This window comes from Pseudomonas sp. NPDC047961 (assembly GCF_050272435.1).
GTDB lineage: Bacteria > Pseudomonadota > Gammaproteobacteria > Pseudomonadales > Pseudomonadaceae > Stutzerimonas.
Genome location: NZ_JBNNMD010000002.1, coordinates 238,209 through 254,847, shown reverse-complemented (window position 1 = coordinate 254,847; position 16,639 = coordinate 238,209). Strand labels below are relative to the sequence as shown.

Genomic DNA, 16,639 nt, shown 5'->3' with positions numbered 1-16,639 from the left:
ATAACCGGTAATGCTTCGCCAAGAGGACAAGGTTTATGGGTAAGAATGTCGTGGTCCTGGGCACCCAATGGGGTGATGAGGGCAAGGGCAAGATCGTTGATCTGCTGACCGACCAGGCTGCGGCCGTGGTGCGTTTCCAGGGCGGTCACAATGCTGGTCACACGCTGGTCATCGACGGCGAAAAAACTGTGCTGCATCTGATTCCGTCTGGAATTCTGCGTGAGAACGTACAGTGCCTCATCGGTAATGGCGTGGTCGTGGCGCCGGATGCCCTGATGCGTGAAATCACCAAGCTCGAAGAAAAGGGTGTCCCTGTTCGTGAGCGCCTGCGCATCAGTCCAGCCTGTACTCTCATTCTGCCGTATCACGTCGCTCTGGATCAGGCGCGTGAAGCTTCGCGTTCCGAAGGCAAGATTGGTACTACCGGTCGTGGCATTGGGCCGGCCTATGAAGACAAGGTTGCCCGTCGTGGTTTGCGCATCGGCGACTTGTTCAACCCTGAGCGTTTCACGGTCAAATTGCGTGAGCTGCTCGAGTATCACAACTTCATCTTGCAGAATTTCTACAAGGTCGAGCCTGTCGATTTCCAGAAGACGCTCGATGAGGCGCTGGGCTACGCCGATATCCTCCGGCCGATGATGACGGACGTCTCGGCGCGACTGCATGAGTTGCGCAAGCAGGGTGCGCGCATCATGTTCGAGGGTGCGCAGGGTTCGCTGCTCGACATCGATCATGGCACCTACCCCTATGTCACCAGCTCCAGCACCACGGCGGGGGGCACTGCCACTGGTTCCGGTTTTGGTCCGCTATATCTGGACTACATCCTCGGCATTACAAAGGCCTACACCACGCGCGTCGGGTCCGGCCCTTTCCCCACTGAGCTGTTCGATGAGGTGGGTGCTCGTCTGGCCGAGCGTGGTCATGAGTTCGGCTCGACCACTGGTCGCGCCCGTCGCTGCGGTTGGTTCGATGCGGTCATCCTGCGCCGCGCAATCGAGATCAACAGTGTCTCAGGTATCTGTCTGACCAAGCTGGATGTACTGGACGGCCTGGAAACCATCCGTATCTGCGTCGCTTACAAGGACCGTGATGGGGAGGTGCTGGTTGATGCGCCGACCGACGCGGACAGCTATCAGGGCTTGCAGCCAGTATACGAAGAGCTGCCTGGCTGGAATGAATCCACCGTCGGGGTCAAGTCGCTCGAGGCTCTGCCTGCTAATGCGCGTGCTTACATCAAGCGTATCGAGGAGCTTGTCGAGGCGCCGGTCGATATCATTTCCACCGGGCCGGACCGCAACGAGACCATCGTGCTGCGTCATCCCTACGCCTGATCACTGGCGTGAAATACAAAGACCGCCCTGGGGCGGTCTTTCTTTTGTGCGCGGCAGTCTAAATGTTGGCCGTGTGATTATATTAGCGGGGCTGTTGCGTGTGTTGAGCCTAAGCAGAAACGAAAAAACCGAGCCAGTGGCTCGGTTTTTTCTGAAGAGTGGTGCCCAGGAGAAGACTCGAACTTCCACGATGTTGCCATCGCTAGGACCTGAACCTAGTGCGTCTACCAATTCCGCCACCTGGGCACATTGCGATGATTGCTCACCGACTTATGTCTATTGTTGGTCAAGGTCGACAAACCTTGTGTCTATGAAACGCTCGCTGTCGCAAGTGTCTCATCGGATAAATGGTGCCCAGGAGAAGACTCGAACTTCCACGATGTTGCCATCGCTAGGACCTGAACCTAGTGCGTCTACCAATTCCGCCACCTGGGCACTGCAAACGATGATACTTCGTCGTTTCCGTGTTACAACGTCTACCAGACATTGTGGGCGCGAACTATACGGGCGGGGTTATGCCTTGTAAAGCCCCGTCCAGGAAAAATAATTCGCGTGAAAGCTGCCGTCGGACGGCGTTTCGCGCTTCAATAGATATAGGGCGTTCTGCCTCTATAAATGAATGAAAGGTGACATCTCTTAATGGCCGATTGGCAATCCCTCGATCCCGAGGCCGCACGTGAAGCGGAAAAGTACGAAAACCCCATCCCCAGCCGCGAATTGATACTCAAGCATCTGAGCGAGCGCGGCTCGCCAGCGGCCCGTGAGCAGCTGGTGGAAGAGTTCGGATTATCCTCCGAAGATGACATTGAAGCTCTGCGCCGCCGTTTGCGCGCGATGGAGCGTGACGGTCAGGTGATCTATACCCGGCGTGGCACCTATGCCCCGGTCGACAAGCTGGACCTTGTTTGCGGTCGCGTCAGCGGCCATCGCGACGGTTTCGGTTTTCTCATCCCTGATGACCGCAGCGACGATCTGTTCTTGAGTCCAGCACAGATGCGTCTGGTATTTGACGGTGATCGCTGTCTGGCTCGCGTGGCCGGGCTTGATCGCCGCGGCCGCCGCGAAGGTGCGATTGTTGAGATCATCGGTCGTGCCCACGAAACCATCGTAGGCCGCTACCAGGAAGAAAGTGGAATCGGCTTTGTGATGGCTGATAACCCCAAGATCCAGCAGGAAGTGCTGGTCACGCCGGGTCGTTCCATGGATGCCAAGCCGGGTCAGTTCGTCGAGATCAAGATTACCCACTGGCCGACTCAGCGGTTTCAGCCGCAGGGCGACGTGGTCGAGGTGATCGGCAACTACATGGCTCCCGGTATGGAAATCGATGTCGCGCTTCGTAGCTTCGACATTCCGCATGTCTGGCCGGATGCGGTAAAACGCGAAGCCGCCAAGCTCAAGCCGGAAGTCGAGGAGAAGGACAAGCAGAAACGCGTCGACCTTCGCCACCTGCCGTTCGTCACCATCGACGGCGAGGATGCGCGTGACTTCGATGATGCCGTTTACTGCGAGAAGCTCAGTGGCTGGAAGCTGTTTTCCGGTGGCTTCCGCCTGTACGTGGCGATCGCCGATGTCTCGCACTATGTAAAAGTCGGCTCGGCGCTGGATCAGGAAGCTGAAGTACGTGGTACCTCGGTGTATTTCCCCGAGCGGGTCGTGCCGATGCTGCCGGAAGAATTGTCGAATGGGCTCTGCTCGCTAAATCCGCATGTCGACCGTCTGGCGATGGTCTGCGAAATTACCCTGAGCAAGTCGGGGAAGATGACGGATTACCAGTTCTATGAAGCGGTGATCCATTCCCACGCACGACTGACCTATAACAAGGTCAGCAGCATGCTTGAACAGCCATCTTCGGCTGAAGGCAAAGGCCTTATCGGCGAGTACGGTGAAGTGCTGCCCGACCTTAAGCAGCTCTATGCGCTCTATAAGATATTGCTCAAGGCGCGGCATGCCCGCGGGGCGATCGACTTCGAGACGCAGGAAACCCGCATCGTTTTCGGCGCTGGTCGCAAGATCTCGGAAATCAAGCCGACCGAGCGCAACGACGCGCACAAGCTGATCGAGGAGTGCATGCTATGCGCCAACGTGGCCACTGCACGCTTCCTTCAGGATCACGACATTCCGGGCTTGTATCGTGTGCATGATGGTCCCCCCCTTGAGCGTCAGGAGAAACTCCGAGCGTTTCTCGGCGAGCTGGGCCTGACCTTGCACAAGGGCAAAGAGGGGCCAACGCCTAAGGATTACCAAGCGCTGCTGGAGCATATCCAGGGCCGTCCCGACTTCCATGTGATTCAGACGGTAATGCTGCGCTCCCTCAGTCAGGCGGTTTACAGCCCTGACAACAATGGCCATTTCGGCCTGAACTACGAGGCATACGCACATTTCACATCGCCGATTCGCCGCTACCCCGATCTGCTGATCCATCGGGCAATTCGCAGCGTGATCCGCTCCAAGCGCGACACGTCGCACGTTCGCCGTGCGGGCGCTACCAGCATGCCCAAGGCGCGCATCTATCCGTATGACGAAGCCGCATTGGAGCAGTTGGGCGAGCAGTGCTCAATGACCGAGCGCCGCGCCGATGAAGCGACCCGTGACGTCGTGAACTGGCTGAAATGCGAGTTTATGAAAGACCGGGTCGGTGAGCATTTCCCTGGCGTTATCACGGCCGTGACCGGTTTCGGCCTGTTCGTCGAGCTGACCGATATCTACGTCGAAGGGTTGGTGCACGTGACGGCGATGCCGGGCGACTACTACCACTTCGATCCGTTGCATCATCGCCTGTCCGGTGAGCGCAGCGGTCGCAGTTTCCGTCTTGGCGACAGCGTCGAGGTGCGGGTCATGCGTGTCGATCTCGATGAGCGCAAGATCGACTTCGAGTTGATCGGCGGTGGCAGCAAGACCGGAGCCGGCGAGCGCGGAGCCCCGGACGGCCGCGGCGGACGTAAAGACGGTCGCGGCAAGAAAGGCGCTGATGCGTCTTTGTCGAAGGGCAATGAGTCGGTCAGCGATGACGTTCGCAAGAGCCGTGAGATCAAGAAGGCACTGTTAGGCGACGCCAAGGCAGGCAAAACCTCAAAGAGCAAGCCAAAGCGCAGCGGCTCGAAACCGAAGTCGGCCGCCGGCAAGGCCGCGCTGAAGCCTGAGGGCGCCGCGCCTCGTAAGCGCAAGGCCAAACCATGAGCGATCTTGAAAAGGTTTATGGTCTTCATGCCGTCGAGGCGTTGCTTCGCCATCATCCGAAGCGAGTCAAACAGATTTGGCTGGCAGAGGGGCGGGATGATCCGCGCGTGCAGAATTTGCTCCAGCTGGCTGCCGAGTCGAAGGTTCGAGTCGGCCAGTGCGAGCGCCGCGAAATGGACGCCTGGGTCGAGGGCGTGCATCAGGGCGTGATTGCTGACGTCAGTCCCAGCCAGGTTTGGGGCGATGCCATGCTTGAGGAGCTGCTTGATCGCACCGAAGGCGCGCCACTGTTGCTCGTGCTCGACGGCGTCACAGACCCGCATAATCTAGGGGCCTGCCTGCGAACTGCCGATGCGGCCGGCGCACTGGCCGTGATCATACCCAAGGATAAATCCGCGACGCTGAACGCTACGGTGCGCAAGGTGGCCTGCGGTGCTGCCGAAGTCATTCCGCTGGTAGCCGTCACCAATCTCGCCCGGACGCTGGAAAAACTGCAGCAGCGCGGTTTGTGGGTCGTCGGTACGGCTGGTGAGGCCGAGCAGGAGATCTACGATCAGGATCTCAGCGGGCCGATCGTTATGGTGATGGGGGCCGAGGGCAAGGGGATGCGGCGCCTGACCCGTGAGCACTGCGATTTCCTGGTGCGCTTGCCCATGGGTGGCAGCGTCAGCAGCCTCAACGTCTCCGTCGCTACCGGAGTTTGCCTGTTCGAGGCCCTGCGCCAACGGCGCTCGGCCCGCTCCGCGAGCTAGCGTCTACTTCGCTTGGCCTCTACTGTTAAGACCTTTGCTCTTCAGCGGAAACGGATCGTTTTCGCTGCGGTCAACTGTCCGTTCTGATTCTGACGCTCGAGCCGTCACTTTATTGGTTTGACTGGGCGTCCGGCGTAGACCTGGCGCCAGCTTTTGATCGCGACCAGCGCCAGGCTCGCATCATGGAGGTGGTATGCCGCAACGCCCGTCTTTCGAGGCTCTGTTCAGGGTTTCGCCAAATGCCTACCTGCTGCTGGATCCCGATCTGGTAATTCTGGATGCGAACGCGGCTTACCTGGAACTCACCGCACGCAGCATCGAGGAAATCGCTGGGCGGCGAATTCAGGACGCGTTTGCCGCCGACCCGCAATTTCCCGAGTCGACTCATGTCGACGAACTCCTCGACTCCTTTGCTAGGGTCCTGCGTACGAAGGCTTTGGATACCTTGCCCGTTATCCGATATTCCATCGCGGTCAGCTCCGGCAGCGGTGCGGCATATGAGGACCGCTACTGGAGCGCGACGCACACACCGTTGTTGGACGATAACGGCGAAGTCATCGCCATCCTTCAGCACACAGTGGATATCACTGAACTGCAGCAGCTGAAGGACTCCTTGCGCTCGGCAGAGCCAGCTGGTCAGCCGGCTCAACAGATCGAGGCGGCGATCATATCCCGAGCGCGGTTCATACAGGATGAAGGCAATCAACTGCGCCGGTTGTTTGCCCAGGCACCTGGTTTCGTCTGCTTTCTGCGTGGTCCCGAACATGTGTTCGAGCTGGTCAACGAGGCGTATCAGCAGCTTACCGGCCACCGCCAGCTGCTCGGCAAGCCTGTGCGTGACGGGCTGCCCGAACTGGAAGGCCAGGGTTTTATTACGCTGCTCGATGACGTGTATCGCACCGGCGAACCCTACACCGACAAAGGCATGCGGGCACTGCTGCACCGCCGTCCAGGTGCCGAACCGGAGGAGCTGTACGTCGATCTGGTGTTTCAGCCAATCATCGAGCGCGACGGCCGAACGACCGGTATTTTCGTGCTCGGCAGCGACGTTACCGAGCAGCATCGCAGTCAGCAGGAGTTGCGTGAGTATCGCGAACATCTCGAAGAACTGGTGCGTGAGCGCAGCCGCGAATTGCTTGACAGCGAGTCCGCACGTCGCACCGCCCAGGCAGCCCTGATGCAAGCGCAAAAGCTTGAGGCTGTCGGCAAACTCACCGGGGGCATCGCGCATGATTTCAACAACATGTTGCAGATCATCGGCGGCAATCTGCAGTTGTTGCGTCGCAACCTGAGCGGTGACGAAACGGCCCAGCGGCGGCTGGAGTCGGCTGTGGGCGGTGTAGAAAAGGGCGCTCGTCTGGCGTCACAACTCTTGGCCTTCGCAAGCCGTCAGCCGTTGCAGCCACAATCTGTGGATGTCGGTGAATTGCTCGGTCAGATGAGCGAGTTGCTCAACGGTGCCCTGGGGCGCGCAGTCCAGGTTGATGTCGATGTCGCATCGGACCTGTGGCCAGTACTGGCGGATGTCGGCAATCTGCAGGCGGCGATACTCAACCTGGCCGTCAACGCGCGCGATGCGATGGGCGATGGCGGGACTCTTTGCCTGCGCTTGCGCAACCGTAGCCTGGACGCAGCTCAGCTCGCGGGACAGCCCGGCGCCGATCCTGGTCCGTACGTTGAACTTGCGGTCATCGATCAGGGAGAGGGCATGCACCCGGAAATCCTCGAACGCGCGTTCGAGCCATTCTTCACCACGCGCAAAGATAAAAATGCGTCTGGCCTTGGTTTGAGCATGGTCTATGGCTTCGTCAAGCAGAGCGGCGGATTCGTTGTGCTGGAAAGCGAAGAAGGCGAGGGTACGTCGGTCCGGGTCTACTTACCGAGCCGCGTTGCGCTGGGTGAGCAGGGGGGGCGTGTTGCAGCGATTTCCGAGCAGTGCGACTCGGCATCAGCTTCATCCGAGCAGGTCGAGCCGACATACGCGTCAGGCCTTAGGATTCTGTTCGTCGAGGATGACCCGACACTGCGCATGCTCACCGGAGAAGTCATGGACGAGCTGGGACACCAGGTCAGCCTCTGCGAGTCGGCCGAGTCTGCGCTGAAGCAGCTCGAGCAGCATCCGTTCGACGTGCTGCTTACCGATGTCGGTCTGGCTGGCATGAGCGGTATCGAGCTGGTTCGTGAGGCCAGGTCGCGCGATGCGAGCCTGAGTGTCGTCATTGCTTCGGGCTACGCCGTCGATGCGCGGGACGTGGGTCTGGACGACCTGCGCACCATGCTCAAGCCCTACGATATCCATCAAGTCAGATCGTTGCTCGAAAGCATTCAGGCCGAACGGACCATCGCAGGGCGTAGCTAGTCGTTGGTTGGTTAAATATTCACCAAATCGCCTTGCGTGGTCGTCCGGGCTTCTCTAGAATTGCGCCCCTTGTCCGGATGGCAGGCGTTTGCGCGCCTCTCTGGCTGGCAAGACAACATAACTGATTCACTCCTTGCCTGATCCGCGTGGTGCGGCAGGCTGCAACCCGTAAGGAGCAACAATGCGTCATTACGAAATCATCTTTCTGGTCCACCCCGACCAGAGCGAGCAGGTTGGCGGCATGGTGGAGCGTTACACCAAGCTGATCGAAGAGGACGGTGGCAAGATCCATCGTCTGGAAGACTGGGGTCGTCGTCAGCTGGCTTACGCCATCAACAACGTCCACAAGGCTCACTACGTGATGCTGAACGTTGAGTGCAGTGGTAAGGCACTGGCTGAGCTGGAAGACAACTTCCGCTACAACGACGCCGTCATCCGTAATCTGGTCATCCGTCGCGACGAAGCCGTGACTGAACAGTCCGAGATGCTGAAGGCTGAGGAAAACCGTAGCGAGCGCCGTGAGCGTCGTGATCGCCCTGAATCTGACTCTGCCAATGAAAATGACAGTGACAGCGACAGCCGCGACAACAACGCTGACGAGTAATCCACGGACCTATTGAGGAGCCTATTTCATGGCACGTTTTTTCCGTCGTCGTAAGTTCTGCCGTTTCACTGCAGAAAACGTGAAAGAGATCGACTACAAGGATCTCAACACGCTGAAGGCCTACATTTCCGAAACCGGCAAGATCGTTCCTAGCCGGATTACCGGAACCAAAGCACGCTATCAGCGCCAGCTGGCTACCGCTATCAAGCGCGCCCGCTTCCTGGCCCTGCTGCCCTACACCGACAGCCACGGCCGTTAATCGAACTGTTAGACAGACGTAAAGGATAGATCGCATGCGCGCCCTGGCTGAGTTCATCATGCGCGGCCGTATGCAGGCAATTGTTGTTGTGGCTGGGTCTGCAGCGCTGCCGATGTTGTTCTGGTTGTCTGCTGCGGCGGGAAGCCTGGTGTTGCTGCGTCGCGGGTTGAATGATGCACTGGGCGTATTGGTCTGGGCTGTATTGCCCTCGCTGGTCTGGTGGTATTTCGGTGATCCGCGGACATTGCTGGTGCTTCTGGGGTCGTTCGGGTCAGCGCTGTTGTTGCGCAATCAGAGCTCCTGGTCCCGAGTAATGCTGTGTAGCGTAGGGCTCGGGTTGTTGTATGCCTGGGCGCTGGGAATGGTTTTTGGCGAGCCAATTGCGGCACTCGCCACCGAGTTGCAAAAAGTGCTCCCCGACATGTTGTCGGATGCCTATCAGCAACTTTCGGTGGATGAGCAGGCCCGGTTGGGAGCATTGCTGGCACCGGTTCTGACCGGTTTGTTGGCGGGGCTACTGCAGATCACCACGCTGCTCAGTCTGATGCTTGGTCGGTACTGGCAGGCATTGTTGTACAACCCCGGTGGCTTTGGTCTCGAGTTCCGGTCGCTGCGTTTCTCAGCGTTGCCTGCGATGGTGTTGTTGATGGGCATGCTGCTGGGACCCAGTCTCGGTGTGCAGGTGGCGATGCTGGCACCGTTGTGCAGTGTTCCGCTTGTGTTTGCCGGCATCGCGCTGGTGCACGGGCTGGTCGCAAAGAACCGGATGTCTCGGTTCTGGCTGGTGGGGCTCTACGTCACGCTGGTGCTGTTCATGCAATTGATTTATCCGTTACTGGCCGTTGTGGCCATTGTCGACAGCTTGTTTGATTTTCGCGGTCGGGCATCTCGTGATGACGATGCGGGACCTGCGAACGGTGAAGGTTAAGTTAAAGAGGTAAGACTCAAATGGAAGTCATCCTGCTGGAAAAAGTCGCAAACCTGGGCAACCTGGGCGACAAGGTAAACGTCAAGTCTGGTTACGGCCGCAACTATCTGCTGCCGCAGCGTAAGGCTACTGCTGCAACTCCGACCAACATTGCCGAGTTTGAAGCTCGCCGTGCTGATCTGGAAAAAGCTGCTGCTGATCGCAAGGCTTCTGCCGAAACTCGCGCTGCTCAGCTGGCTGAACTGGAAGTCACCATCACCGCTACTGCGGGCGATGAAGGCAAACTGTTCGGTTCCATCGGTACTCACGACATCGCTGACGCGCTGACCGCCTCTGGCGTGGAAGTGGCGAAGAGCGAAATCCGTCTGCCAAACGGCACCATCCGTCAGGTTGGTGAGTACGACGTTGCTGTGCACCTGCACACCGATGTTGAAGCGACCGTAAAGCTGATCGTAATCGCTGGCTGATACCGGCTATCGTCTGGCACCTCTGGTGCCTGACGGTTACCATCGGGCACGTTTCCACGCGAGTGGAACGTGCCCTTTGTTTTTCTGAATGCCAAGAATTTCGAGTGCCATGAACGACATCAGTGTGCCCCAGCAATACGACCTGGAAACCGCAGCGCTCAAGGTGCCGCCACATTCCATCGAGGCCGAACAGGCCGTGCTGGGCGGCTTGATGTTGGATAACAATGCGTGGGAGCGCGTGCTGGACCAGGTGTCGGATGGCGATTTTTACCGCCATGACCACCGACTTATCTTTCGCGCGATTTTCACCCTCGCCGAGCGCAACTCCCCGTTCGACGTGGTGACCCTCTCCGAACAGCTGGATAAAGAAGGGCATCTGCCGCAGGTCGGCGGGCTGGCGTATCTGGGCGAGCTCGCAAAAAACACCCCATCGGTTGCGAATATCAAGGCATACGCGCAGATCATTCGTGAGCGCGCCACCTTGCGTCAGTTGATCGGCATTAGTAACGACATTGCCGACAGCGCTTATGCGCCGCAGGGGCGCACGGGAGATGAAATCCTCGACGAAGCCGAGCGGATGATTTTCCAGATCGCCGAAGCGCGCCCCAATACCGGTGGGCCGATAGGGATCAACGATATTCTGGTCAAGGCCATCGACCGGATTGACTCGCTGTTCAACGCGGGCGAGGACATTACCGGCCTGTCAACCGGCTTTGCCGATCTGGACGAGGCGACTAGCGGCCTGCAGCCGGCTGACCTGATCATCGTGGCCGGTCGTCCTTCCATGGGCAAGACCACGTTCGCGATGAACTTGGTGGAGAACGCAGTCTTGCGCTCCGACAAGGCGATCCTGGTCTTCTCGCTGGAAATGCCCGCCGACTCCATCGTGATTCGTATGCTGGCCTCTCTTGGCCGGATCGATCAGACCAAGGTGCGGACGGGTAAGCTCAGCGACGACGATTGGCCGCGGCTGACCTCAGCGGTCAATCTGCTCAACGACCGCAAATTGTTCATCGACGATACTGCCGGTATCTCGCCTTCGGAAATGCGCGCGCGTACGCGACGTCTGGCCCGGGAGCATGGCGAAATCGGCATGATCATGGTCGACTACCTGCAGTTGATGCAGATTCCTGGTTCCAGTGGCGACAACCGAACCAATGAGATTTCCGAGATCTCCCGCTCGCTGAAAGGCCTGGCCAAGGAATTCAATTGCCCGGTTATCGCGCTCTCCCAGCTCAACCGCTCGCTTGAGCAACGCCCCAACAAGCGCCCGATCAACTCGGACCTTCGTGAATCTGGTGCTATCGAGCAGGACGCCGATATCATCATGTTCGTCTACCGGGACGAGGTGTATCACCCCGAAACGGAATACAAGGGCGTCGCCGAAATCATCATCGGCAAGCAGCGTAACGGTCCGATTGGGACCACGCGTCTGGCGTTCCTTGGTAAATACTCTCGCTTCGAGAACCTAGCGCCGGGCAGTTACCAGTTCGACGACGAATAACCGGCAGATGCCGCACCCGCTTGCGGGGCTGACAGAAACCGCCGGACAATAACGGCTCACTTCTGTCCTGAAGGGCTCTCCATGCGTCCCCTGGTTGCAACGGTCGATCTTGCCGCGCTTCGTCACAACTATCAGCTAGCCAAACAGTGCGCTCCAGGGCGTAAAGCCTTCGCCGTGGTCAAGGCTAACGCTTACGGGCATGGTTCGCCCGCGGCAGTCGAGTGTCTGCGCGACTTGGCGGACGGGTTCGCCGTGGCGTCGCTGGAAGAGGCGGAGCAGGTTCGATCGGTCGATTCGAGCGCGAGGCTACTGTTGCTCGAAGGCTGCTTCGAGCCGAGCGAATATGTCGCAGCGGCCGAGCTTGGGTTGGACGTCGCCGTTCAAGGCGAAGCTCAGCTGGACGCCCTGCTGGCTGCACATATCGAGCGGCCGTTGAATCTGTGGCTGAAGCTCGACTCTGGTATGCACCGCTTAGGTTTCAGCGCCGATGCGTTGCGCTGCGCCCATGCTCGCCTGCAAGGCGCGACGCAGGTTGCAGAACTCAACTTGATGAGCCATTTCGCCTGTGCCGATGAGCGGGGCCATCCACTCAACGAGGCGCAGCTGGAGCAATTCACTGGTCTGCTGGATCTCGAATTCGACAACCGCTCATTCGCTAACTCCGCCGCTGTGCTGACCATGTCTGCTGCACACATGGATTGGCTGCGCCCCGGAATCATGCTGTACGGTGCTTCGCCATTCGCCGAGTTGAGCGCTAAGACCCTGGGGCTGAAGCCGGTAATGACACTGACGGCTTCGATCATCGCGATCCGCGAGGTTCCCTCGGGTGAAAGTGTCGGCTACGGCGCCAGTTGGGTGGCCCAGCGTCCTTCGCGTATCGCCACGGTTAGTTGTGGTTATGCTGATGGGTACCCGCGTACGGCGCCGCCCGGGACGTGCGTGGCGATCCGTGGCCAGCGTGTTCCGCTGGCTGGTCGGGTTTCGATGGACATGCTCGCGGTCGACGTCACTGATCTGCCTGCCGCAAGCCTTGGCGATGCAGTGCAGTTATGGGGCAACGAGATCCCTATCGACGAACTGGCGCAGGCCTGCGGCACCATCGGCTATGAGCTGCTGACCAAGGTTACCCAGCGCGTGCCTCGGCGCTATATCGAGGGCTAGGCGCCGTTTCGTTTACCCAGCATCAGTAAAAGCCGACTAATCTGGTCGGCCTTCCTGATCATTTTTTGTGCTATATTCCGCGCCCGTTTTCGTTGCCCCGGTTTCTAGCCATGCACGCAGCCAAGCCCCTTTTTGACTATCCCAAGTACTGGGCCGAGTGTTTCGGTCCGGCGCCGTTCCTGCCGATGAGCAGGGAGGAGATGGATCAGCTCGGCTGGGATTCATGCGATGTCATCATCGTGACGGGGGACGCTTACGTCGACCATCCGTCGTTTGGCATGGCCATCATCGGGCGTCTGCTGGAAGCCCAGGGGTTTCGCGTTGGCATCATTAGCCAGCCAAACTGGCAGAGCAAAGACGACTTCATGAAGCTCGGCCAGCCGAATCTGTTTTTTGGCATCGCTGCCGGCAACATGGACTCGATGATCAATCGCTACACGGCTGACCGCAAGATCCGATCGGACGACGCCTACACCCCGGGCGGGCAAGCCGGAAAGCGCCCTGATCGGGCGAGCCTGGTCTACAGCCAGCGCTGCAAGGAAGCCTACACTGACACTCCAGTCGTGCTCGGCGGTATCGAAGCATCGTTGCGCCGCATCGCCCACTATGACTACTGGCAGGACAAGGTGCGCCGCTCGATCCTGATGGACGCCACTGCTGACATCCTGCTGTATGGCAACGCCGAGCGGGCTATTGTCGAAGTGGCGCAACGCCTTGCGCGTGGTGAGACAGTTGAGCAAATCACCGATGTTCGCGGTACTGCATTTGTTCGGCGTGACGCGCCTGAGGGCTGGTTCGAGATCGACTCCACCCGTATCGATCGTCCGGGCAAGGTAGACAAGATCATCAACCCCTATGTGAATACGCAAGATTTGCAGGCCTGCGCCATCGAGCAGGAGAAGGGGCCAGTCGAGGATCCGAACGAGGCGAAGGTCGTCCAGCTTCTGCCCAGTCCGAAGATCGAACGTGACCGAACCGTGATCCGCCTGCCGTCGTTCGAGAAGGTTCGTAACGACCCTGCGCTATATGCCCACGCCAATCGGGTGCTGCATTTGGAAACCAATCCAGGCAACGCTCGCGCTCTGGTGCAGCGTCACGGCGATCATGACATCTGGCTGAACCCGCCGCCGATCCCCTTGACCACCGAAGAGATGGACTACGTATTCGCATCGCCGTATGCGCGCGTGCCGCATCCCGCCTATGGCGGCGAGAAGATCCCTGCTTACGACATGATTCGCTTCTCGGTGAACATCATGCGTGGTTGCTTCGGTGGATGTACCTTCTGTTCCATTACTGAGCACGAAGGCCGGATCATCCAAAACCGCTCGCACGAGTCGATCCTGCACGAGATCGAAGAGATGAAGAAGCTGCCGGGCTTCACCGGCGTGGTATCGGACCTTGGTGGGCCGACCGCCAATATGTACCGCATCGCCTGCAAGAGCCCTGAGATCGAGCAGCATTGCCGCAAGCCATCCTGCGTCTATCCGGGCATCTGCGAGAATCTCAATACCGACCACAGTTCCTTGATCGAGCTGTACCGCAAAGCGCGTGCGTTGCCTGGTGTGAAGAAAATCCTGATCGCATCCGGGCTGCGTTACGACCTGGCTGTGGAGTCGCCGGAGTACGTGAAAGAGCTGGTCACCCACCACGTCGGCGGCTATCTGAAAATCGCGCCTGAGCATACCGAGCGCGGTCCGCTGGACAAGATGATGAAGCCGGGGATCGGCAGCTATGACAAGTTCAAGCGGATGTTCGACAAATATTCGAAGGAGGCGGGCAAGGAGCAGTACCTGATTCCGTACTTCATTGCGGCGCACCCTGGCACCACTGACGAGGACATGATGAACCTCGCGCTGTGGCTGAAAGCCAATGGTTTCCGCGCCGATCAGGTTCAGGCTTTCTATCCGTCACCCATGGCGAGCGCCACGGCGATGTACCACAGTGGCAAGAACCCGCTGCGCAAGGTTACCTACAAGAGCGAAGGCGTGCCCATCGTCAAAAGTGAGGAACAGCGTCGTCTTCACAAGGCCTTTCTGCGCTATCACGACCCCAAGGGGTGGCCGATGCTGCGCGAAGCCTTGCAGCGGATGGGTCGCGCCGATCTGATCGGTAGCGGTAAGAATCAGCTGATCCCGGCGCATCAGCCTGCGACCGAAGGCTATCAGAGCGCCCGTCGCAAGAATTCGACCCCGGTCGGCAGCAAGAAGGCCGGACAGGGCGGCAAGATTCTCACCCAGCACAACGGTTTGCCTCCGCGCAGCCACGATGGCAATGCATGGGACAAGCGTGAAGAGGCAAAGGCGGCAGCCGAAGCGCGGCGTAAGGCTGCAGCCGGTGGCGGCAAGCCTAGCGCAAAGGGGCGTAAGCCTTCCCAGCGTCCCGCTGTCCCTCGTTGAGCCATAACTGGCGCCCATCTGAGGCGCCAGAGCTTCTATACGACTGCGTTCAGCCTTTGAACGCCAGTGTCGCCTGGTTCAGCTCGCTGGCCAGGTGCAGCATCTGTTCACTCTGCTCACGGCCACGGCTGATATGCGTCAGGTTGCTATCGCCGAGCTGATGAATACGTTCGCTGTGGCCACGGATTTCGCTGACCGCTTCGCTCTGCTGGGCGGTGGCTAGCGCGATCTGTGCGGCCATCTGCTCAATGGAACCGATGGTGACCACAATCTGATTCAGCGCCGAATCCGCCGTCTCGGCCAGCTGGGCTGTCTCTTCGGCGTGATTGACCTGGATGCGCATGGCTTGGACCGATTGATGTGCAGCGGTCTGCAAGCTCCCGATCAGCAGCTGAATCTCCTCAGTGGCACCACTGGTGCGTTGCGCCAGGGTACGTACTTCGTCAGCTACGACGGCAAAGCCACGTCCCTGTTCGCCTGCTCTTGCGGCCTCGATCGCTGCATTCAGAGCAAGCAGATTGGTTTGCTCTGCGATCGAGCGAATGACGGTCAGTACCTTGCCAATCGTTCCGGTTTCGTCAGCCAGGCGTTCGATGGCCAAGGCGTTGCTTTGCACTTCGCTAACCAGGCCGTGCAGTCCGGTCAGGCTTCTGCCGATGACCTGCTGTCCCTGAGTTACGGCGTGGCCCGCAGCGCGGCCGGCCTCAGCCGTCTGGTCTGCGCTGGTAGCGACATCCTGGATGGTGGCTTCCAGTTCACCCAGCGCGTCCCGGATCTGCGCGGTGTCGCTGCTCTGACGGCTGGCACCTTGGTGCAGATCATTGCTCATTTCCGCGAGGCTTCGACTATTGCCGGTCACCTCTTGTGCATGTTGTCGCAGCGTGCCGACAAGCGTGAGCAGGTAGCTGCGTAGCTGGTTGAGCGACGTGCCGATTTCGACCAGCTCAGGCGTTTTGGAGCGGATATCGATAGGTTTTTCGAAATCGCCGCCGGCCCAGGCGGAGAGCGCCGGAGCCAGTTGCCCAAGCGAGCGCGTGAGTTGGCGCTGCAAACGATCAATGGCAAGTGCAACCAACAGAATCAACGCGATGATGGTGCCCTGAATCAGCCGTACTTCTGCTTGGATACGGCCATGTTCTGCGCGGATCTCTGGCTCCAGGTCGTCGAGTGCCATTTGTAGGGATGCGACTTTCTGCTCGGTGCTGTCCATCAGTTTCAGGCGTTGCTCGATCAATCCGCGTGTGCGTTGCAGTTCTCCCGGATATCGTTTCAGGAGGCTGGAGAGGTCGCGCTTGAAGGCGATGCCTTGGTCTTCAGCTGTCTGCGCCGGGGCTTGCTCGTCGAGGTCCAAGAGCGCAGCGAAGGTGCTTGCGCCGGATTTTTGCGCACTTGCAACACCGAGCAGCGGTAGGGCTTGCAGCGTTTGCGCTTCCTTCGTTATTGCTTGCAGCGCTTGCTCTACCTCGGCCGCCAACTCGCCGTTGCCGCTGGCCGTCAGCTTGGCTCTCGCGTGGCTGAGGCGAAGCAGTTGTCGACTTGCTTCGAACAGTGGCTGTTGATAAAGAGTGACGGCTTCATGCTGACCTTGCGCGGCATAGCGATGCAGCTGCTCCAGTACGCCTGCTATCTCACGCTCGGCCTGCAGTAGCAGGCCTTGAGGATCGCCGGCCAGCTTGCCTGCGGCGAGCAGCTCAGTAGCGG

Annotated in this window: 12 protein-coding genes and 2 tRNA genes; 11 read left to right on the top strand and 3 right to left on the bottom strand. The window is 59.2% G+C overall.

Translation table 11 applies throughout. The features are described 5' to 3' along the window. Positions 1-35: 35 nt before the first annotated feature. A complete protein-coding gene (locus tag ACQKIK_RS07475) occupies positions 36-1,331 on the top strand; it encodes an adenylosuccinate synthase (protein ID WP_046163171.1) in 1,296 nt (431 codons plus the stop codon). A 159-nt stretch (positions 1,332-1,490) separates the two neighbouring features. Here ACQKIK_RS07475 and ACQKIK_RS07470 read toward each other — a convergent pair. Together ACQKIK_RS07470 and ACQKIK_RS07465 are read right to left on the bottom strand one after the other, a co-directional pair. Continuing rightward, a tRNA-Leu gene (locus ACQKIK_RS07470) sits at positions 1,491-1,577 on the bottom strand. A 102-nt stretch (positions 1,578-1,679) separates the two neighbouring features. Beyond that, a tRNA-Leu gene (locus ACQKIK_RS07465) sits at positions 1,680-1,766 on the bottom strand. A 204-nt stretch (positions 1,767-1,970) separates the two neighbouring features. Here ACQKIK_RS07465 and rnr point away from each other — a divergent pair. The 10 genes from rnr to ACQKIK_RS07415 all read left to right on the top strand — a co-directional run bounded on the left by rnr (position 1,971) and on the right by ACQKIK_RS07415 (position 14,938). After that, positions 1,971-4,508, top strand: coding sequence for a ribonuclease R (rnr, locus tag ACQKIK_RS07460; protein WP_499135438.1), 2,538 nt, complete (start codon positions 1,971-1,973; stop codon positions 4,506-4,508). Then, positions 4,505-5,260, top strand: coding sequence for a 23S rRNA (guanosine(2251)-2'-O)-methyltransferase RlmB (rlmB, locus tag ACQKIK_RS07455; RefSeq protein ID WP_045424429.1), 756 nt, complete (start codon positions 4,505-4,507; stop codon positions 5,258-5,260). Before rnr ends, rlmB begins: the two co-directional genes overlap by 4 nt. A gap of 193 nt (positions 5,261-5,453) precedes the next feature. Further along, complete coding sequence (locus ACQKIK_RS07450; protein WP_499135436.1) at positions 5,454-7,619, top strand: PAS domain-containing protein; 2,166 nt, start codon at positions 5,454-5,456, stop codon at positions 7,617-7,619. 181 nt (positions 7,620-7,800) lie between these two features. Then, on the top strand, positions 7,801-8,223 hold the full coding sequence (gene rpsF, locus ACQKIK_RS07445) for a 30S ribosomal protein S6 (protein ID WP_045424432.1): 423 nt from the start codon (positions 7,801-7,803) through the stop codon (positions 8,221-8,223). 28 nt (positions 8,224-8,251) lie between these two features. Beyond that, the gene (rpsR, locus tag ACQKIK_RS07440) at positions 8,252-8,482 is read left to right on the top strand and encodes a 30S ribosomal protein S18 (protein WP_019340128.1); all 231 of its coding nucleotides are present in this window, start codon (positions 8,252-8,254) and stop codon (positions 8,480-8,482) included. Positions 8,483-8,516: 34 nt separating this feature from the next. Beyond that, on the top strand, positions 8,517-9,410 hold the full coding sequence (locus ACQKIK_RS07435) for a hypothetical protein (protein ID WP_499135435.1): 894 nt from the start codon (positions 8,517-8,519) through the stop codon (positions 9,408-9,410). A 20-nt stretch (positions 9,411-9,430) separates the two neighbouring features. Then, a complete protein-coding gene (gene rplI / locus ACQKIK_RS07430; protein WP_045424436.1) occupies positions 9,431-9,877 on the top strand; it encodes a 50S ribosomal protein L9 in 447 nt (148 codons plus the stop codon). Positions 9,878-9,986: 109 nt separating this feature from the next. After that, positions 9,987-11,381 (top strand): replicative DNA helicase, encoded by a 1,395-nt coding sequence (dnaB, locus tag ACQKIK_RS07425; protein WP_045424438.1) that lies wholly within the window; start codon positions 9,987-9,989, stop codon positions 11,379-11,381. Between the two features lie 81 nt (positions 11,382-11,462). Then, positions 11,463-12,542 carry an alanine racemase gene (alr, locus tag ACQKIK_RS07420; RefSeq protein ID WP_499135434.1) on the top strand — a complete coding sequence of 360 codons (1,080 nt, stop codon included), beginning with the start codon at positions 11,463-11,465 and terminating at the stop codon, positions 12,540-12,542. Positions 12,543-12,652: 110 nt separating this feature from the next. Continuing rightward, the gene (locus ACQKIK_RS07415; RefSeq protein WP_127840111.1) at positions 12,653-14,938 is read left to right on the top strand and encodes a YgiQ family radical SAM protein; all 2,286 of its coding nucleotides are present in this window, start codon (positions 12,653-12,655) and stop codon (positions 14,936-14,938) included. Positions 14,939-14,987: 49 nt separating this feature from the next. Here ACQKIK_RS07415 and ACQKIK_RS07410 read toward each other — a convergent pair whose 3' ends face one another. Then, positions 14,988-15,767: a methyl-accepting chemotaxis protein gene (locus ACQKIK_RS07410; RefSeq protein WP_234463435.1), complete on the bottom strand. Its 780-nt coding sequence runs from the start codon at positions 15,765-15,767 to the stop codon at positions 14,988-14,990. Positions 15,768-16,639 lie beyond the last annotated feature (872 nt).